The following is a 19,047-nucleotide window of genomic DNA, read 5'->3' on the forward strand; positions in this document are numbered from 1 at the left end:
GGGGGGCCAGGCGGCGCACCGCGCCGCCACCACTGCCTCAGCGCCCTGAGCGTCTTTCGAAATAGGTGATCTCTGCGTAGGTCTCCCGCCAGACCAGGTTTTATGTGCCGGGCCTCCCCAGTCGGCCCGGGGGAACGTCTTCTGTAGACAACCCCCGGGCCGGCCCGAGAGGCCCGGCACTTCTATTGTAACGTAAGCGCAAGACTTTAGCTGGGACCGCGTTGTCTGCCGGACTGGCACATCGGCACGGCAGTCATCCGGCGCGGTGCGCCGGGTGGGCCTATCGTTATGGGGGATTCTCAAGGGGGGCGCCCCCCCTTGAGCCCTTTGGGGTTCCGGGGCCCTTTCGGGAAAGGGTCCCGGACGCCGCCCGCGCAGGGCACCCCCACGGGACCTCCGCAAAAAAACGCCCGCCGGCGGTTGCCGGCGGGCGTCTGCTTTCAAATCTGTATGGACTTACTGCTTCTGCTGGCCCTGGAGGGCGGCCACCCGGGCGGCCTCCAGCTCGGCCTGCTCCCGCTCGTCGTCCAGGTCCTCCTGGGTCTTGGGGAGCAGCAGGTTGAGGGGAATGGCGATGAGGGCCGCGCCCACGGGGGCGAAGGAGCCGAACACGGTCTCCACCACGGCGGGCAGGCCGTCCAGACAGCCGGCCACCTGGGTGATGCCGATGCTCACCGCCACGGACAGGCCCACAATGGTGCTCTTCCGGTTGGTGAACTTGCCGCTCTGGGTGACCATGCGCACGCCGGTCATGGTGATGACGGCGAACACGGACACCACGGCGCCGCCCAGTACACAGTCAGGCACGGTGGTGAGCACAGAGGCGAACTTGGGCACCAGACCGCACACCAGCAGGGTGAAGGCGGCAATGCCGAAGACCATCTTGTTGACCACCTTGGTCACGGTGACGATACCTACGCACTCGGAGTAGGAGCAGGTGGGCATACCGCCGAACACCGCGCCCACAATGGCGCCTACGCTCTGGGCCATGATGCCGCCCTGAAGCTCGCCGTCGGTGGGCATACGGTCAAAGCCGCCCACGGTGAGCGAACTCATATCGCCGATGGTCTGGAGGGAGTTGGCGACAAACAGAATGGCCATAGAGACACAGGCGGTCACATCAAACTCAATGCCGAACTGCATGGGCATGGGCAGATCAAACCAGCCGGCGTCCTTGATGTTGGAGAAGTTCACCAGGGGCGCGATCCCGGCCTCGGTGAGGGCCACAGCCAAGATATAGCCAGCCACCAGGCCCCACAGCACGGCGCCCAGCTTTACGATCCCCTTGCCCCAGTTGTCGCAGATGACCACAATGAGCAGCGTAAACAGGGCAACGCCCCAGGTGACCGCCTTGCCGAAGTTTTCGGTATAGCCGCCGGCCATGTTGCGCAGGGCGATGGGGTACATGGACATACCGATGGTCATAACCACCGTACCGGTGACTACCGTGGGGAAGAGCTTGCGGATGGGCTTGAGGAAGACAGCGAAGAGCGCGCCGGCAATGCCGCCCACTATCTGGGCTCCCATCATCACCGGGAAGGTAAAGCGCTCAATCATGAGCGTGGGCAGAATGAAGCTGATGCCCATCACCAGGGGCAGGCCGGAGCCGAAGCCCCGGACAATGGGGAAGAGCTGGAGCAGAATGGCCACCGCCGTCATCAGCAGAGAGACCTGCACCAGCATAATCTGCTCTTCCGGGCTGAATTTGGCGTTGGCGGCGTTAGCCACCAGAACTGCGGGGGAGACGGTGCTGACAATCGCCACTACTACGTGCTGGAAGCCCAGTGGGATGGCCTGACCCAGCGGGGGCATTCCATTGAGTTTGAACAGGGTCTCGTTGCTGGGGGTTTTTCCCATTTAAATCACCTCATATATCATACGGCCCGGGCCGGCGGTTCCGGCGGCGCCGTATCCTTCTATTTGGTTCGCCGGCACAGCCTGCCGGATGGCGGGTTACGTGTGCAAAAGTCTGCCCCTCTCCTCCTCTCGTAACATGCTCAATGGTGTGCTGGGTCTCAGCAACACCCCCTTTCTGTCTCAGTGATTATCAATAAAAAATAGTTGGATTTCCTATGAAAGCGGTGGAAAGAATACCGGAAGAGTCAACACTGTAGGTTGCTCTCCCGGCATAAGGATACAGTTTTGTAGTCAGTATTCTGATGTTATTTCACCGCCGGCGCATCTTCTTTGGGCAAAATCAGGTTGAGCGCCACCGCCACAACCGCCGTGCCTACAGGGGCGAAGGAGCCAAAGACATTCACCACCCAGCCGGGGAATCCATCCAGGCAGCCGGAGGCCATGGTGACGCCGATGCCCAGAGCTGCCGCCAGCCCCACCACGGTACGGCTGCGCATGGTGAAGGGGCCGGACTCGAAAATCATATTCATCCCCGTCATGGCGATGATGGAGAACACAGAAATGGTAGCGCCGCCCAGTACCGCGTTGGGAATGGTGGTGAGCACGGCAGAGAGCTTGGGAATGAACCCGGACACCGCCAGAACCACTGCCGCAAAGGTAAAGACCGCCCGGTTGACTACTTTGTTGACGGTGACAATGCCTACATTCTGACTGTAGGAGCAGGTACACAGCCCGCCGAAGGGAGCGCCGAGGATAGAGGTGATTCCCTGGGAAATAATGCCGCCCTGAAGCTCCTGGTCCGTGGGCATCCGGTCCAGCCCGCCCTTGGTGGTGGAGCTGATATCGCCGATGGTCTGAAGGGAGTTTGCAATATACAGAATGCACATGGCCAGAATGGCGGAGAAGTTGAACTCCAGGCCGAAGGACTGCACGGGCGTGGCCACGGCAAACCAGCCGGCGGTCTTTACCGCGTCAAAGCTGACCATCCCCAGGGCCAGCGCCAGGACATAGCCCCCCATCAGCCCCCACAGCACCGCGCCCAGCTTCAGTACCCCTTTGCCGAAGTTTTGCAGCGCCAGCACCAGGGCAAAGGTAAACAGCGCCACCCCCCAATTTTTAGGAGAGCCGAAGTCAGGGGTGCCCGCGCCGCCGGCCATATATTTGATGGCCACCGGATAGAGGTTCAGACCCACAGCCACAATTACCGTGCCGGTGACCAGGGGCGGAAAGAGCCTGCGGATGGGCTTGATGCACAGACCAAACACAATGGCCACCACACCGGCGATGATCTGTCCGCCTAAAATCTCCGGCAGAGTAAAGGTCTTGCTCATCAGAGTGGGAATGGTAAAGCCCACTCCCATAATCACCGGCAGGCCGGATCCGATAAAGCGCGTAATGGGGAACAGCATAATCAGCGTGGAAAACGCGGTCATCAGCAGGGCCATCTGCACCAGCAGGGTGGTGGTCTCCGAATCCAGGCCGCAGTTTTTAGAGACCATCAGGGCGGGACCCACGGTACTCACCACCGCGGCCACCACATGCTGCATTCCCATGGGCAGCACCTGGGCCATGGTCACTTTGCCCCGCCACTGGAACAGCCCGTTCTCCGCTGCCCCGCCATTGTGTGGCATATTCATGATCAATTACCTCCAAAGTTCCTTGATTGTCGCTCCCCGCCCGGATTGGGGGGAGGTCTTCAGCGGCAAGGGAGGGGGTAATCCGTCAACACATCAGAAGACTATATCACTATAACACACGAAATAAATTCTTTCAAGTTGTACCCTCTGGTTTAAGTGCAAGAGAATCTCCGCTGGATTTTGTGCAAAATAACAAAAGTCTTCCAAGCCGCGGCGCAACTTGGAAGACTTTTCAATAAATGGGGGTTACTCCTCCCGATGGGGCAGGGGGATCTCCGGCATCAGCTCATCGGATATCACTTGCAGCATCTCCTCCAGCTCACGGACTTTTTCCGGGGAAAAGCGCCTTTTAATACGCTCCATCACTGTGCTCAGATACCGGTAGCTGATATTATAGTAGTCAATATACTTGGAGGTAACCTCCAAATGATACTCCCGCTTGTCCGCCGGCGACTGCTCCTTGCGGACATACCCTTTCTGGATGAGGCTGTTTACCTTGTAGGCTGCGTTGGGGGGGGAGATATTGACAAAACGGGCGAATTCGTTGATGGTGGGACGGCCCAGGGCCATGATAATCTCCATGCAGAAGGTTTCCACCGTAGTCAGGCTGGCCTCCCGTTTCTGGAAGCGGGAAAAGACCGCCTGATAGAAATGAAGCTTAAATTTTGTATACACCTCATTAAAATCCTGCTCCAGCATTTTATCACGTCCCATCCTTGCCTTGGTGTTTTACCATACCAGATTTTATAGCAGATGGGAAGCGGCACGCTGAAAAATAGATCCCGGTCATGGGCGCGGGTCCTGAAGGACGAAAGTAAGCTCCGCTTGACAGGCGATTTTCCCCTCCACCCGGGCCGCAGCCCGACCGTAGCCCACCGGTCCACGCTGTTCAATGAGCTCACAGGACAGCTCCAGTACATCCCCGGGGGTGACTGGGCGCTTGAACCGGGCCTGCTTTACCCCGCCGAAGATGGCCAGCTTGCCCCGGTTCTCCGGCAGCGAGAGGGCGGCCACCGCCCCGGTCTGGGCCAGCGCCTCCAGAATGAGGACCCCGGGCATAATGGGGCTACCTGGGAAATGGCCGGTGAAAAAGGGCTCGTTCATCGTGACGCACTTGATTCCCCGGGCCGACTGGCCGGGCCGGCAGTCGGTGATCCGGTCCACCAGCAAAAAGGGCGGCCGGTGGGGGAGAAGTTCCATAATCTGTTCAATATTCAGTTCCACGCTGTCTACCCCTCCCAGTGTTTGAAAATCAGGCTGGTGTTATGCCCCCCGAAGCCAAGGGAGTTGGACAGGACATAGTCCAGCCGGGCGGAGCGGCCCTGGTTGGGTACCACGTCCAGATCGCACTCCGGGTCGGGGACGGCATAGTGGATGGTGGGGGGGGCGAATTGGTCCCGCAGGGCCAGCACGGAGAAAATGGCCTCCACCGCGCCGCTGGCCCCCAGCAAGTGGCCGGTCATGGACTTGGTAGAGCTCATCATCAGCGCCTTTGCGTGGGGGCCGAAGGCCGCCTTTACCGCCTGCGTCTCACAGACATCGTTCATGGCGGTGGAAGTGCCGTGGGCGTTGATATAGCCGATGGCCTCCGGGGGGAGGCTGGCGTCTCTCAGGGCCTGGGCCATACAGGCGGCCCCCCCTGCTCCGTTGGGGGCGGGGGCGGTGATGTGGTGGGCGTCGCAGTTGGCGCCGTAGCCCACAATCTCCCCCAGAATTTCCGCCCCTCTGGCCTTGGCGTGGCCGTACTCCTCCAGCACCAAAATGCCGGCCCCCTCGCCGATGACGAAGCCGGAGCGCTCCTTGTCAAAGGGAATGGAGGCCCGCGCTGGGTCGGCGCAGGTAGTGAGGGCTTTTAGAGAGGTGAAGCCGCCCACGCCCATCTCCGCCACCGCGGCCTCCGCGCCGCCGCATACCATCACCTCGGCATAGCCGTCCCGGATGTGGCGGAAGGCGTCGCCCACGGCGTTTCCGCCCCCGGCGCAGGCCGCCACCGGACACACGCACATCCCCTGAAAGCCGTATTTGATGGCGATCTGTCCCGCCGCCATGTTGGGGATGATCATGGGGATAAAGAAGGGAGAGATCCGGTCATAGCCCTTCTCCGCCCCCTTTTTGCACTCGGACTGGATGGTATTCATGCCCCCGATGCCGCTGGAGACCATCACGCCGCACCGGGCGGGATCCTCCCGGGCCATATCCAGGCCGCTGCGGGCCAGCGCCTCCCCCGCCGCCGCCATGGCGAACTGAGTAAAGCGGTCCATCCGCCGGGCCTCCCGGCGCTCCATATACTCCTCCGGCTGGAAGTCCTTTACCTCGCCGGCCAGCTTCACCTTCATGGCGGAGGTGTCGTACAGCGTAATGGGCGCGATGCCGCACACGCCGTCCCTGGCCGCGGTCCAGGCCGCCTGCGCCGTCTTGCCGATGGGGGTCACCGCCCCCAGGCCAGTAATGACCACACGTCTTTTTTCCATCGTCAATCGTAAATCCTTTCAAACACAGTTTCGGATTTGTGCGGGCGCCCCCCCCCAGGGGAGAGCCCTGCCGGGTGGGCCGCTTACGCAGCGGGCGCCAGGGCCCTTTCCCGAAAGGGCCCTGGACCCAAAGGGCTCAAGGGGGGTTGACCCCCCTTGAGAATCCCCCATTACGAGGGGCCCACCCGGCGCGCCGCGCCGGAGCACTGCCATGCCGATGTGTCAGTCTGGCAGGCAGCGCCAGTCCCTGCGTAGGGTTTCTGCCAGACTTACATTTCTGTGCCGGGCCTCTCGAGTCGGCCCGGGGGAATGACTAGCAGAGAACCTGCCCCCGGGCCGACTGGGGAGGCCCGGCACTTTTTTGTGACGTAAGCGCAAGACCCCAGCTGGGGCGGCGTTGATTGCCAGATTATCAGAACGTTGAGGCAGTGGTGGCGGCGCGGTGCGCCGCCTGGACTCTCGTCATGGGGGAGTCCAGAGGGGGGCACCCCCCTCTGGCCCTTTGGGTCCAGGGGCCTTTCGGGAAAGGCCCCTGGCGCCGCCCGCGCAGGGCCCCCCGGAGGGCCCCTGGGGGCGCAGCGTCTAAACCGCCATTCCCCCGTCTACGCACAAAACCTGCCCAGTAATATACCCGCTGTCCTCTCCGGCGAAAAAGGCCACCGCCCGGGCCACGTCCTCCGGCTGACCCAGCCGGGCCATGGGGATGGAGGCCAGCAGAGCGGATCTGGCGGTCTCAGGGAGGGCGGCGGTCATATCGGTGTCGATAAACCCGGGGGCCACCAGGTTGACGGTGACGTTCCGGCTGGCCAGCTCCTTGGCGATGGACTTGCTCATGCCGATGAGGCCCGCCTTGCTGGCGGCGTAGTTGGCCTGGCCTGGGTTGCCCCGCAGGCCCACCACGCTGGACAGATTGACAATGCGGCCCCAGCGTTGCTTCATCATGGGGCGGTAAGCCGCCTTCATGCACAGAAAAGCGCCTTTCAGATTGGTATCCAACACCGCATCAAACTCCTCCTCCTTCATCTGGAGGGCCAGACGGTCCTTTGTAATGCCGGCGTTGTTCACCAGAATGTCCAGCCGGCCGAAGGTGTCGATCACCGTCTGGACCATGGCGGAAACCGCCTGGGCGTCGGATACGTCGGCCTGACAGGCAAAGGCCTGCACCCCCAGGGCGCGGCACTCCTCCGCCACGGCCTGGGCCGCGGCGGCGCTGCCGGCATAGTTGACGCACACGCTGGCCCCCTGACGGGCCAGTTCCAGGCACACCGCCCGGCCAATCCCCCGGCTTCCGCCAGTGACCAGGGCATTTTTTCCCCTTAAATTCATTTCTCTGCTCCTTTCAGGGCCGTGACAGCGGCGGCAAAGTCCTCCGCCGTGTCAATGGCGTATACCGCCGCCCCCTTTACCGTCTTGCGGACAAAGCCGGACAGGGTTTTGCCCGGCCCAATCTCCACAAAGGTGTCCACGCCGTGGTCCGCCATGGCGCGGATGGTGTCCTCCAGATAGACGCTGGATTGGACCTGACGCACCAGCAGGCCGGGGATGGTGTCCCCGGGACCCATCACGTCCCCCTTGCAGTTGAAGAGCACCGGAAACTTCATAGCCCCGAAGCGGACAGAGCGCAGCCGCTCCGCCAGGGCATCCCCGGCGGGGGCCATCAGGCTGGTATGGAAGGGGCCGCTGACGTTCAGGGGGATCACCCGCCGGGCCCCGGCCGCTTTGGCCAGCTCTCCCGCCCGCGCCACCGCGGCGGCATCCCCGGCGATGACCAGCTGGCCGGGGCAGTTGTAGTTGGCAATCTCCGCCACACCCAGCTCCGCCGCCTGGGCGCAGGCGGCTTGGAGCTTCTCCCGGTCCAGCTGGAGCACGGCGGCCATGCCGCAGGGGCGGTCTTGTACCGCCTGGGCCATGGCCTTCCCCCGGAAGGCCACCAGGGCGACCGCTTCCATGGGATCCAGCACGCCGGCGGCGCTGAGGGCGGAGTACTCCCCCAGGCTGAGCCCCGCGGCCATGGCGGGGCGGATCCCCGCCTGAAAGAGCAGCGCGGTGACTCCGGCGGCGAAGGCCACCATGCAGGGCTGGGTATACCGGGTGTCGCCGAGCTGGTCCTCCGGCCCCTCAAAGCAGAGCTTTTTTAAGTCGAACTCCACCGGCGCCTGGTCGAATAGGGCGCGAAAGAGGGGATAGGCGTCGTAAAAATCCCGGCCCATGCCCACGTGCTGGGCCCCCTGGCCGGCGTATAAAAAGGCGAGCTTCACAGGACACCCCCCAGCTCCGCCAGCCGGGCCTGGGCCTGGTTGTGGAGGGCTTCAAAGATCTGGCGCAGGGGCCGGATTTCATGGAGCATTCCCGCCACCTGGCCGGCCATGAGACTGCCGGTCTTGGTGTCTCCGTCAAAGACCGCACGGCGCAGGCTGCCCAATGTAAACTGCTCCAGCTCCATCTTGTCCATCCCCGCCTTTTCGTGGGCGATGTAGTCTCTGGCCATCTGGTTTTTCAGCACCCGCACCGGGGTGCCGGCAATGCGGCCGGTGACGGTGGTACCGGTGTCCTTGGCCTTGAGGACGGCCTGCTTATAGTTAAGATGAATGGGACACTCCTCGCTCACCAGCAGACAGGTGCCCAGCTGGACGCCGCAGGCCCCCAGGGCATAGGCGGCCAGAAGCTGCCGGCCGCTGGCCACCCCTCCGGCGGCGATCACCGGCAGGTCTATCCCGTCGCACACCTGGGGCACCAGCGCCATGGTGGTGCTCTCCCCCACGTGGCCGCCGCTCTCGGCCCCCTCCGCAATGACGCCGTCTACCCCCGCCTTGGCCATCAGCTTGGCCAGGGAAACCGCGGACACCACAGGGAAGACCTTGGCCCCCGCCTCCTTCCACATGGACACATAGGGGCCGGGGTTGCCGGCGCCGGTGGTGATCACCGCCACCCGCTCCTCCGCCGCCACCCGAGCCAGCTCCTCCGCCTGGGGGTGCATCAGCATAATGTTCACCCCAAAGGGCTTTTCCGTCCGGGCCCGGCAGAGACGAATGTGTTCCCGGAAGCTGTCCACCGTCATGCCGCCGGCGCCGATAATCCCCAGCGCCCCCGCGTTGGAGACGGCGGCGGCAAATTCGCCGGTGGCGATGTTGGCCATACCGCCCTGGATAAAGGGGAATTCAATCCCCAGAAGTTCATTCAGTTTCATGGAAGTTTCCTTTCTTTACCATTCAAACAGGGCGCCGCCCCAGGTCAGGCCTGCGCCGAAGGCGATTGCCATCACCCGGTCTCCAGGCTGGAGCAGGCCCTGCTCCGCCATCTCGTCCAGGGCGATGGGTACACTGGCGGCGGAGGTGTTGCCGTAGCGCTCCATATTTTGATAAAACCGATCAATGGGGCAGTTCAGACGCTTGGCGGCAGTCTCAATAATCCGGCGGTTGGCCTGGTGAGGGACGATCCAGCGTATGTCCTCCAAGGCGAGGCCGCTGCCGGCCAACAGGGTCCGGGCGCAGGCGGGGAGGGCCTCTACCGCAAAGCGGTACACCCCGGGGCCGTCCATATGCAGATGCGTGGTCTCCGGCCCGGGGCCATTGAGCCACAGTACATCCCGGTTCCCCCGGCTGCCCAGCCAGGCATACCACATACGCTCCTCCAGGGCCAGCACCGCCGCGCCGGCCCCGTCCCCAAAGAGGACGCAGGTGCTCCGGTCGGTCATATCCAGCACCCGGCTGAGCTGCTCGCACCCGATGAGCAGGGCGTACTTCTTTCCGCTGACCGTGAGCAGGCCCCGCACCGTCTCCAGCCCATAGACAAAGCCGGTGCAGCCGGCGGCCAGATCAAAGCAGGGGATATCCTCCGGCAGACCCAGCGCCGCCTGCACCAGACAGGCGTTGGAGGGGGAGGCGCAGTCCGGGGTACAGGTGGCCACCACGCACACGCCGATCTCCGACGGGGCAATTCCGGCCCGCTCCAGGGCGATGCGGGCGGCGGCGGTACACAGCTCCACCGCTGTCTCTCCCTGGGAGAAATGCCGCCGGGCGATGCCGGTACGGGTGCGGATCCACTCGTCGCTGGTATCCACCAGCCGGCTGAGGTCGTCGTTTGTCACAACTTTTTCGGGGACGCACCGTCCGGTCCCTACAAAGCGCAGTCCCTTCATGGCTTCTCCTTTCGGGCGGCGGGGATGGCCCCCAGGCCCATGGCGCGAAATTTCTGATACCGCTGGCCGGCCGGATCCCGCAGCTTCAGCAGCGGGGCCAGGTGGCGCAGCAGGGCCTGGTCCACCGTGTCAAAGACGGCGGCGGGGTCCTGGTGGGCGCCCCCCAAGGGCTCGGGGAGGACCTCGTCCGCCACCCCCAGGGCCAGCAGGTCGGCGGCGGTGAGCTTCATCAGTGCCGCGGCCTCCCCGGCCCGGCCGGCGTCCTTCCACAAAATGGAGGCGAATCCCTCCGGGGAGAGGACGGAGTACACCGCGTGCTCCAGCATCAGCACCCGGTTGGCCACCCCCAGGGCCAGGGCACCGCCGCTGCCACCCTCCCCGGTGACCACGGCAATGACCGGCACGGTCAGGGCACTCATCCGCGCCAGGGTGGAGGCAATGGCCTCCCCTTGGCCTTCCGCCTCCGCCTCCAGGCCGGGGTAGGCCCCCGGGGTGTCAATAAACGTGATCACCGGCCGGCCGAACCGCTCCGCCTGCCCCATCAGCCGCTGGGCCTTGCGGTAGCCCTCGGGGGAGGGCATTCCGAAGTTGCAGGCCACGTTTTCCTCCAGCGTTTTTCCCTTCCGGTGGCCGATAACCGTCACGGGGAGGCCGTGGAACAGGGCGATGCCCCCTAAAATTCCCGGATCCTCCCGGTGGAGCCGATCCCCCCGGCACTCAAAAAACTCGGTAAAAAGGGCGCTGATAAAATCCGCCGTCCCCGGCCGGCCTGGGTGGCGGGCCAGATAGACGTTGTCCTCCGGGGCGCAGTCCCGGCACAGCTCCAGCAGCTCGGCCCGGTCCCGGGCCAGCTGGGCCCGCCGCAGCCGCGAGGGGCCGTCTTCCTTGCTCTGAAGCCCCTCCAGCTCCTGGTCCATCAGGGCCAGCCTGCTCTCAATCTCCTTAATCACGCAGCTTCCCCCCCTTCTCATGGAGGGTGAGCAGCCGGGTGATCACGCCCCGCAGCTGGTCCCGGGGGACGATCTGGTCCACAAAGCCGTGTTCCTCCAAATACTCCGCCCGCTGGAACCCCTCCGGCAGCTTCTGGCCGATGGTCTGCTCAATCACCCGGGGGCCGGCAAAGCCGATGAGGGCCCCCGGCTCCGCCAGGATGATGTCCCCCAGGGAGGCAAAAGAGGCGGTCACCCCGCCGGTGGTGGGGTGGGTGAAAACGGAGATATAAAGCCCGCCGCTCCGGCGCAGCCGCTCCAGGGCGGCGCTGGTCTTGGCCATCTGCATCAGGGACAGAATGCCCTCCTGCATTCGGGCGCCGCCGCTGGCAGAAAAGATGATCAGGGGGCATTTCTGCTTCCGGGCCGTCTCAATGGCCCGGGTGATCTTTTCCCCCACTGCCACCCCCATGCTGCCCATGAGAAAGCGGCTGTCCAGCACGGCGGCCACAACGGCCCGGCCGCTGACCTTCCCTTTGCAGGTGACCACCCCCTCCTCCAGGCCGGTCTTCTCCCGCTGCCGGGCCAGCTTTTCCTCGTAGCCGGGAAAGGACAGGGGATTTCCGGCGGTGAGATGGGAGTCCAGCTCCTGAAAGGTCTGGGGATCCAGCAGCATGGACAGCCGGAGATAGGCCCCGATGGGGTGGTGAAAGCCGCACTGGGGACAGACATAGTGCGTCCGGGCCAGCTCCCCCTTGGACATCATGGCCTGACAGCCGGGGCACTGGTGGAACAGCGCGGCTCCCGTCCGGCGGGCGCCCGTTTTTCCCTCCAGCCCCCGCTGCCGGCGCAGCTGTTCCAGACGCTCCCGCCGGGCACGAAAGAGATTGTTCATGGATGGTTCTCCTCTTTTTAGACGATTGTGCAGGGCCCCTCCGGGGAACTGCCCTGCGCGGGCGGCGTCCGGGGCCCTTTCCCGAAAGGGCCCCGGAACCCCAAAGGGCTCAAGGGGGGCACCCCCCTTGAGAATCCCCCATGACGATAGGCCCACCCGGCGCACTGCGCCGGATGACTGCCATGCCGTTTTGCCGGTCTGCCGATCAACGCGGTCCCAGTTAAAGCCTCGGGCTTACGTTACAATAGGAGTGCCGGCCCTCACTTCTCCCAGGCCAGGATCTCCTCCATATGTCCGGCGAGAAATCCGGTATCGTACCGCCCCTGGACAAACTCCGGATGGTGAAGCAGCAGATAGCAGAAGGAGGCGGTGGTGGGGTAGCCCTCTACAACAAGCTCAGACAGGGCCCGGCGCATTTTTCGGATGGCCTCCAGCCGGGTGGAGGCGTGGACGACCACCTTTGCCGCCAGGCTGTCGTAATAAGGGCTGACCGCGTAGCCGTTGTAAAGCATGGTGTCCACCCGCACGCCGGGCCCGCCGGGGAGGTGGAGGAATTTCGTGGTCCCCGGACAGGGCCGGAAGTCCTGGGCGGGGTCTTCCGCATTGATGCGGCACTCAATGGCGTATCCGGCGGGGAGGGCCTCCTCCTGCCGGACGGACAGGGGCAGGCCGGCGGCGATGCGCAGCTGTTCCCGCACCAGATCCACCCCTGTGACCAGCTCCGTTACTGGATGTTCTACCTGAATGCGGGTGTTCATCTCAATAAAGTAAAAGCGGCCGGCGCTGTCCAGGACGAATTCCACCGTGCCGGCATTCACGTAGCCCGCCGCCCGGGCGGCGGCCACGGCGGTCTCCCCCATGGCCTGGCGGAGTCCCGGCGTCAGGGCCCGGGAGGGGGATTCCTCCACCAGCTTTTGATTTTTCCGCTGGATGGAGCAGTCCCGCTCCCCCAGGTGGATAACATTCCCCTGCTGATCCGCCAGAATCTGAAACTCAATGTGCCGGGGATTGATAATCAGCTTTTCCAGGTAGAGGGTGCCATTCCCAAAGCAGGACTCCGCCTCCCGCTTCGCCTCCTGGAAGAGGGCGGGGAGCTCCTCCGGCCGGTCCACCCGGCGCATCCCCCGTCCGCCCCCGCCGGCGCTGGCCTTGAGCAGGACGGGATAGCCGATCTCCTCCGCCAGGCGCAGAGCAGCGTCCGAATCTGCCACCGGGCCGTCGGAGCCGGGGACCACCGGCACGCCGCTGCCCCTCATCAGGCTGCGGGCCGCGGCTTTATCCCCCATCCGGCGGATAACACAGCCCGGGGGGCCAATGAAGGTCAGGCCGCTTTTCACACACAGATCGGCAAAGGCGGCGTCCTCGGAGAGAAAGCCGTACCCGGGGTGGACGGCGTCGCAGCCGCTCTCCACTCCGGCGGTGAGCAGGGCGGGGACGTTGAGGTAGCTCTCCGCCGCCCTGGGCGGACCCACGCAAACTGCCCGGTCCGCCAGCTGGACGTGGAGGGCGTCGGCGTCGGCGGTGGAGTATACTGCCACCGTCTCAATCCCCAGCTCCTGACAGGCGCGGATGACCCGCACCGCAATTTCCCCCCGGTTGGCAATCAATACACGCTTGAACATAGCCAAAGCCCCCTATTTGTAGCGGAACAGGGGCTGATCAAAGCCCACCAGCGCCCCGTCGGAGACCAGGACTTCCCCGATCACACCGTCCTGGGGGGCGGGAACCTCGCTCATCATCTTCATCGCCTCCAGAATGCACACCGTCTGGCCCTTCTTGACCGCCGTGCCCGGCGGGGCGAAGGGGGCGGCGTCCGGTGCGGGCGCGGCGTAGAAGGTACCCACCAGCGGGGCCTTGATCACCGCGCCCTGGGGCTGCTCCGGCTCCGCCGGCGCGGGGATGGGCTGGGGCACGCAGGCCGGAACCTGGGCATGGGGGGAGGATGCCCCCTGATCGGGGGCGTTTTTGTCCATCCACACCCGGACATCCCCCAGCTCCACCTCCATGGACCGGATGGCGCTGTGTTCGAACCGGTCCATCAGCGCCACAATGTCCTTCAGCTCCATGGCGTTACTCAGCCCCGCCGTCGTGGGCCTCCAGATAGCGGACAATGTCGCCCACGGTCTGGATATCCTTCAAAACCTCGTCCGGCATGGCGAAGCCCAGCTCCTCCTCCAGGGCGGCGTTCAGATCAACCGCGTCCAGGGAGTCCAGCTCCAGATCCTCGGTCAGGCTGGCCTCCATGGTGACGGCCTCCAGATCACAGCTCAGGTTGCTTACAATAATCTCACGAACCTTCTCAAACATAGCAAGCGCTCCTTTCAGCGACAGTGTCGCGGCAATTCAGTTCAATCTATTTAGTTAAATTAATTTAACTAAATAGATTGAACCATATTTTAGCGGCAGTTCCCCCCTGTTGTCAAGCACTTTTTTCCATTTCCAACAAAATAGAAAAATGGAGCGCCTGAACAGGCGCTCCATTTCTCCGTTCCTGACAAGAATCAGGGGACTAAATCCATAGCTCGCTCCATATCGTACCAGACCACGCCTCCGTGGACGGACGCAGAGACCCCGCGGTTGACAAAGCCGAATTTTTCGTAGTAAGGAATCAGCCCCTCCTTGCAGGTGAGGACTACCCGCTGCTTTCCCGCCGCCCGGGCCAGCTGAAGATAGGACTGGATCAGCTGCCCCGCCACTCCCTGCCGGCGGTACTCCGGCAGGACGGCCAGCCCCAGAATGGCCAGGGTGGGTCCGCCTTCCTCCGCGCCGCCGGGCTCGTACAGGCGGTCACACAGAAAGGGAGCGCTGGTCTCGGGGCCGTTGATAAGGCCTATTATGGCGTTCCCATCCTCGGCTACCAAAAACCACTGGGGAAAGGCGGACAGGCGGTAGGCAAACGCCGCCCGGGTGGCCCCCTCCGCCGGGGGGAAGCCTGCCTGCTCTACGGCGCATATCCCGTCCAAATCTTCCGGACGGGCGTGGCGGATGACAATAGACATAGCTGTCAACTCCTTTTTTCGGCTATTATAGCACAGAGGCGGAGGGGAGGCAAATAGACGGAGAGCCCCCAGGGGCGGGAGTTTTGTGCCCGCCGCACGGGCCGCCTGCACAGGGCCCCCGGAGGTCGCTTGCATCTCTGCCTTTCTTTAAATAAACCCTGCATACTAATATTTATTTCATGTATACTTTCTATGTCCCGAGGCATCATACTATCTATCGCTTTTGAACTGAAATGTGCAGTTTAATGTATTTATCCGTCTGTTACTATTTCTAATCAAGATTTTTTTATGGAAATTCCAATTTCTTTTCCGTGAACCAATTTACAAAGGGGACGGTTGGTGTTAGAATAATGACGCTGCTGAAAAGGAAAACCACACAAGGAGGAATCGTTTCATGGCTCGTAAGCTGAAAACGATGGACGGCAATACAGCGGCCGCCCATGTATCCTACGCTTTTACAGAGGTTGCCGGCATCTACCCCATTACCCCCTCCAGCCCCATGGCCGATAATGTGGACCAGTGGGCTGCCGCGGGCCGTAAAAATATTTTCGGCACCACCGTCAAGGTGGTGGAAATGCAGTCCGAGGCCGGCGCTTCCGGTACGGTGCACGGCTCCCTGGCCGCCGGCGCCCTGACCACCACGTATACCGCCTCCCAGGGCCTGCTGCTGATGATCCCCAATATGTACAAGATCGCCGGCGAGCTGCTGCCCTGCGTGTTCCACGTGTCCGCCCGCACCGTGGCCAGCCACGCCCTGAACATTTTTGGCGATCACTCTGACGTGATGGCCTGCCGCCAGACCGGCTTTGCCATGCTGGCCGAGGGCAATGTCCAGGAGGTCATGGATCTGGCCGCCGTGGCCCATCTGGCCTCCATCAAGAGCCGGGTGCCCTTTATCAACTTCTTCGACGGCTTCCGCACCTCCCACGAGATCCAGAAGGTCGCTATCTGGGACTACGAGGATCTGAAGGAAATGGTGGATATGGACGCCGTGGAGGCTTTCCGCAAGCGCGCCCTCAACCCCGAGCGGCCCGTGATGCGCGGCTCCCACGAGAACGGCGACATCTTCTTCCAGCACCGCGAGGCCTGCAACAAGTACTATGACGCGGTTCCCGCCGTGGTCGAGGAGTATATGGGCAAGGTCAACGCCAAGCTGGGCACCGACTATCAGCTGTTCAACTACTACGGCGCGCCCGACGCCGACCGGGTCATCGTCGCCATGGGCTCCATCTGCGACGTGGCGGAGGAGGTCATCGACTACCTCAACGCCCACGGCGAGAAGGTGGGCCTGGTGAAGGTCCGCCTGTACCGGCCCTTCTGCCCGGACAAGCTCATCGCCGCCATTCCCGCCACCGCCAAAAAGATCGCCGTTCTGGACCGGACCAAGGAACCCGGCGCCCAGGGCGAGCCCCTCTACCTGGACGTGATCACCGCCCTGGCCAACGCCGGCATTACCGACAAGACCGTCATCGGCGGCCGTTATGGCCTGGGCTCCAAGGACACCCCGCCCAGCAGCGTCTTCGCCGTGTATGAGGAGCTTCAGAAGGCCGCGCCCAAGCGCATCTTCACCATCGGCATTGTGGACGACGTGACGGAGCTCTCCCTGCCGGAGCACGACTGCCCCAACACCGCGGCGGAGGGCACTATCGAGGTCAAGTTCTGGGGCCTGGGCGGCGACGGTACCGTGGGCGCCAACAAGAACTCCATTAAGATCATCGGCGACCACACCGACAAATACGTCCAGGCGTACTTCCAGTACGACTCCAAGAAGACCGGCGGCGTCACCGTCAGCCACCTGCGCTTCGGCGACAAGCCCATCAAGAGCCCCTATTATATCAACAAGGCCGACTTTGTGGCCTGCCACGTGCCCGCCTATATCGTCAAGGCCTTCCCCATGGTGCGGGACGTGAAGGACGGCGGCGTCTTCCTCATCAACTGCCAGTGGTCCGCGGAGGAGCTGGATAAGCACATGCCCGCCGTGGCCAAGCGCTATATCGCCGAGCACAACATCCAGGTCTACACCATCAACGCCATTGACGAGGCCATCAAGATCGGCATGGGCAAGCGCACCAATACCATCCTCCAGTCCGCCTTCTTCAAGCTGGCCAACGTGATGCCCATTGACGAGGCCATCGGCTATATGAAGGACGCCGCCACCCACTCCTACCTGAAGAAGGGCCAGGATGTGGTGGATATGAACCACAAGGCCATCGACCTGGGCGCCACCGCTTTCCAGAAGTTCGACGTGCCCGCCTCCTGGAAGGACGCCAGCGACACCGCCAGCGCCGAGACTCTGAAGGGCGAGCCCGCCACCGTAAAGATGGTGCAGAATATCATGCAGCCTGTGGGCCGTATGGACGGCGACAGCCTGCCTGTCTCCGCCTTTGAGGACCACGCCGACGGCACCTTCTGCCAGGGCGCCGCCGCCTATGAGAAGCGGGGCGTGGCCGTCAGTGTGCCCACCTGGGACTCCGGCAAGTGCATCCAGTGCAACCAGTGCTCCTACGTCTGCCCCCACGCCACCATCCGGGCCTACGCCCTCACCGATGAGGAGGCCAAGAACGCCCCCGCTGCCGCCAAGACCGTGGAGATCAAGGCCGGCAAGGGCAAGGGCACCTATCAGTTCGCCATCGCCGTGTCCCCCCTGGACTGCATGGGCTGCGGCGTGTGCGCCAAGGTCTGTCCGGTTCAGGCCCTGACCATGGTTCCCCAGGAGCAGGAAGCCGAGCAGCAGAAGGTATTTGACTATATGGTGGCCGAAGTGGCCGAGAAGAAGGACATGGCCTCTTCCAACAACGTGAAGGAGAGCCAGTTCAAGCAGCCCCTGCTGGAGTTCTCCGGCTCCTGCGCCGGCTGCGCCGAGACCGCCTACGCCCGCCTGGTCACCCAGGTGTGCGGCGAGCGGATGTACGTCTCCAACGCTACCGGCTGTTCCTCCATCTGGGGCGGTCCCGCCGCCACCTCTCCCTACACCGTCAACAAGGACGGCAAGGGCGTGGCCTGGGCCAACTCCCTGTTTGAGGACAATGCCGAGCACGGCCTGGGCCTGTACCTGGGCCAGAAGGCCATCCGGGAGCGGCTGGCCGGCCAGTCCCGCGCCCTGATCGAGGTGCCCCACGCGGTGCCTGAGGTGAAGCAGGCCGCCCAGAAGTGGCTGGACACCATGGAGGACGCCGAGGCCAACGCCGAGGCCACCAAGGAATATATCGCCGCCCTGGAGTACGCCCTGATGACGGTGGACGAGATCGTGGCCTTCACCGCCAGCCCCGAGGCCGCCAAGGTTTTTGGCGACAAGCTGCCCCAGTTCCAGGCCCATGCCAAGGAGCTGAAGGCCGCCGGCGCCAAGTTCTGCGACTGCGACGCCTGCAAGCTCATCGCCGACATTCTGGAGCACAAGGAGTACCTGTCCAAGAAGGCGGTGTGGATCTTCGGCGGCGACGGCTGGGCCTACGACATCGGCTACGGCGGTCTGGACCATGTGCTGGCCTCCGGCGAGGATGTGAACGTCTTCGTCTTTGATACCGAGGTCTACTCCAACACCGGCGGTCAGGCCTCCAAGGCCTCCAACATCGGCCAGGTGGCCCAGTTCGCCGCCGCCGGCAAGCGGGTGGCCAAGAAGTCCCTGGCGGAGATCGCCATGCAGTACGGCTATGTCTACGTGGCCCAGGTGGCCATGGGCGCCAACCCCGCCCAGACCCTGAAGGCCATCAACGAGGCCGTCAGCTATCACGGCCCCTCCCTCATCATTGGCTACGCCCCCTGCGAGATGCACTCCATCAAGGGCGGCATGACCAACTGCCAGAGCGAGATGAAGAAGGCCGTGGAGTGCGGCTACTGGAACCTGTTCCGGTTCAACCCCGCCGCCAAGGCCGAGGGCAAGAACCCCTTCACCCTGGACTCCAAGGCCCCTGCCGGCGGATATCAGGAGTTCCTGATGAACGAGGCCCGCTACTCCTCTTTGACCCGGTCCTTCCCCGACGTGGCCAAGGAGCTCTTCGCCCAGAACGAAGCCGCGGCCAAGGCCCGGTACGAGCATCTGGTGAAGCTCACCGAGCTGTATCAGTAAGTTTCAGCAGAAGGAAATTCAGGACCCGCCCCGGTGAAAACCGGGGCGGGTCCTT

At 63.5% G+C, this 19,047-nt stretch carries 16 protein-coding genes; 1 reads left to right on the top strand and 15 read right to left on the bottom strand.

Going from position 1 to position 19,047, the window contains the following annotated elements; translation table 11 throughout:
* Window positions 1-456: 456 nt before the first annotated feature.
* The 15 genes from D1159_RS02800 to D1159_RS02870 form a co-directional block, all read right to left on the bottom strand.
* Complete coding sequence (locus D1159_RS02800; RefSeq protein ID WP_161844183.1) at window positions 457-1,857, bottom strand: solute carrier family 23 protein; 1,401 nt, start codon at window positions 1,855-1,857, stop codon at window positions 457-459.
* Window positions 1,858-2,162: 305 nt separating this feature from the next.
* On the bottom strand, window positions 2,163-3,494 hold the full coding sequence (locus D1159_RS02805; protein ID WP_243152080.1) for a solute carrier family 23 protein: 1,332 nt from the start codon (window positions 3,492-3,494) through the stop codon (window positions 2,163-2,165).
* 246 nt (window positions 3,495-3,740) lie between these two features.
* On the bottom strand, window positions 3,741-4,193 hold the full coding sequence (locus tag D1159_RS02810; RefSeq protein WP_161844184.1) for a MarR family transcriptional regulator: 453 nt from the start codon (window positions 4,191-4,193) through the stop codon (window positions 3,741-3,743).
* An 87-nt stretch (window positions 4,194-4,280) separates the two neighbouring features.
* A complete protein-coding gene (fabZ, locus tag D1159_RS02815; protein ID WP_161844185.1) occupies window positions 4,281-4,718 on the bottom strand; it encodes a 3-hydroxyacyl-ACP dehydratase FabZ in 438 nt (145 codons plus the stop codon).
* Between the two features lie 5 nt (window positions 4,719-4,723).
* Entirely contained in the window at window positions 4,724-5,965 is a 1,242-nt protein-coding gene (gene fabF, locus D1159_RS02820; protein WP_161844186.1) for a beta-ketoacyl-ACP synthase II, read from the bottom strand.
* 582 nt (window positions 5,966-6,547) lie between these two features.
* On the bottom strand, window positions 6,548-7,291 hold the full coding sequence (gene fabG, locus D1159_RS02825) for a 3-oxoacyl-[acyl-carrier-protein] reductase (RefSeq protein WP_161844187.1): 744 nt from the start codon (window positions 7,289-7,291) through the stop codon (window positions 6,548-6,550).
* Window positions 7,288-8,223 carry an ACP S-malonyltransferase gene (fabD, locus tag D1159_RS02830; protein WP_161844188.1) on the bottom strand — a complete coding sequence of 312 codons (936 nt, stop codon included), beginning with the start codon at window positions 8,221-8,223 and terminating at the stop codon, window positions 7,288-7,290. The genes fabG and fabD overlap by 4 nt, the downstream gene beginning before the upstream one ends.
* Window positions 8,220-9,152 (bottom strand): nitronate monooxygenase, encoded by a 933-nt coding sequence (locus D1159_RS02835; protein ID WP_161844189.1) that lies wholly within the window; start codon window positions 9,150-9,152, stop codon window positions 8,220-8,222. Before D1159_RS02835 ends, fabD begins: the two co-directional genes overlap by 4 nt.
* A gap of 15 nt (window positions 9,153-9,167) precedes the next feature.
* Window positions 9,168-10,103 carry a beta-ketoacyl-ACP synthase III gene (locus tag D1159_RS02840; protein ID WP_161844190.1) on the bottom strand — a complete coding sequence of 312 codons (936 nt, stop codon included), beginning with the start codon at window positions 10,101-10,103 and terminating at the stop codon, window positions 9,168-9,170.
* A complete protein-coding gene (locus tag D1159_RS02845; protein WP_161844191.1) occupies window positions 10,100-11,053 on the bottom strand; it encodes an acetyl-CoA carboxylase carboxyltransferase subunit alpha in 954 nt (317 codons plus the stop codon). Before D1159_RS02845 ends, D1159_RS02840 begins: the two co-directional genes overlap by 4 nt.
* A complete protein-coding gene (gene accD / locus D1159_RS02850) occupies window positions 11,046-11,927 on the bottom strand; it encodes an acetyl-CoA carboxylase, carboxyltransferase subunit beta (protein WP_161844192.1) in 882 nt (293 codons plus the stop codon). Before accD ends, D1159_RS02845 begins: the two co-directional genes overlap by 8 nt.
* A 260-nt stretch (window positions 11,928-12,187) precedes the next feature.
* Window positions 12,188-13,549, bottom strand: coding sequence for an acetyl-CoA carboxylase biotin carboxylase subunit (gene accC / locus D1159_RS02855; RefSeq protein WP_161844193.1), 1,362 nt, complete (start codon window positions 13,547-13,549; stop codon window positions 12,188-12,190).
* 12 nt (window positions 13,550-13,561) lie between these two features.
* Entirely contained in the window at window positions 13,562-13,993 is a 432-nt protein-coding gene (accB, locus tag D1159_RS02860) for an acetyl-CoA carboxylase biotin carboxyl carrier protein (protein ID WP_161844194.1), read from the bottom strand.
* Window positions 13,994-13,997: 4 nt separating this feature from the next.
* Window positions 13,998-14,234: an acyl carrier protein gene (locus tag D1159_RS02865; protein ID WP_161844195.1), complete on the bottom strand. Its 237-nt coding sequence runs from the start codon at window positions 14,232-14,234 to the stop codon at window positions 13,998-14,000.
* A 194-nt stretch (window positions 14,235-14,428) separates the two neighbouring features.
* Window positions 14,429-14,926 (bottom strand): GNAT family N-acetyltransferase, encoded by a 498-nt coding sequence (locus tag D1159_RS02870; RefSeq protein ID WP_161844196.1) that lies wholly within the window; start codon window positions 14,924-14,926, stop codon window positions 14,429-14,431.
* A 394-nt stretch (window positions 14,927-15,320) separates the two neighbouring features.
* Between D1159_RS02870 and nifJ the strand changes: the two genes are divergently transcribed.
* Window positions 15,321-18,992 carry a pyruvate:ferredoxin (flavodoxin) oxidoreductase gene (gene nifJ, locus D1159_RS02875; RefSeq protein ID WP_161844197.1) on the top strand — a complete coding sequence of 1,224 codons (3,672 nt, stop codon included), beginning with the start codon at window positions 15,321-15,323 and terminating at the stop codon, window positions 18,990-18,992.
* Window positions 18,993-19,047: the final 55 nt, after the last annotated feature.

The sequence above is a fragment of the Pseudoflavonifractor sp. 524-17 genome (genome assembly GCF_009935845.1).
Lineage (GTDB): Bacteria > Bacillota > Clostridia > Oscillospirales > Oscillospiraceae > Pseudoflavonifractor_A.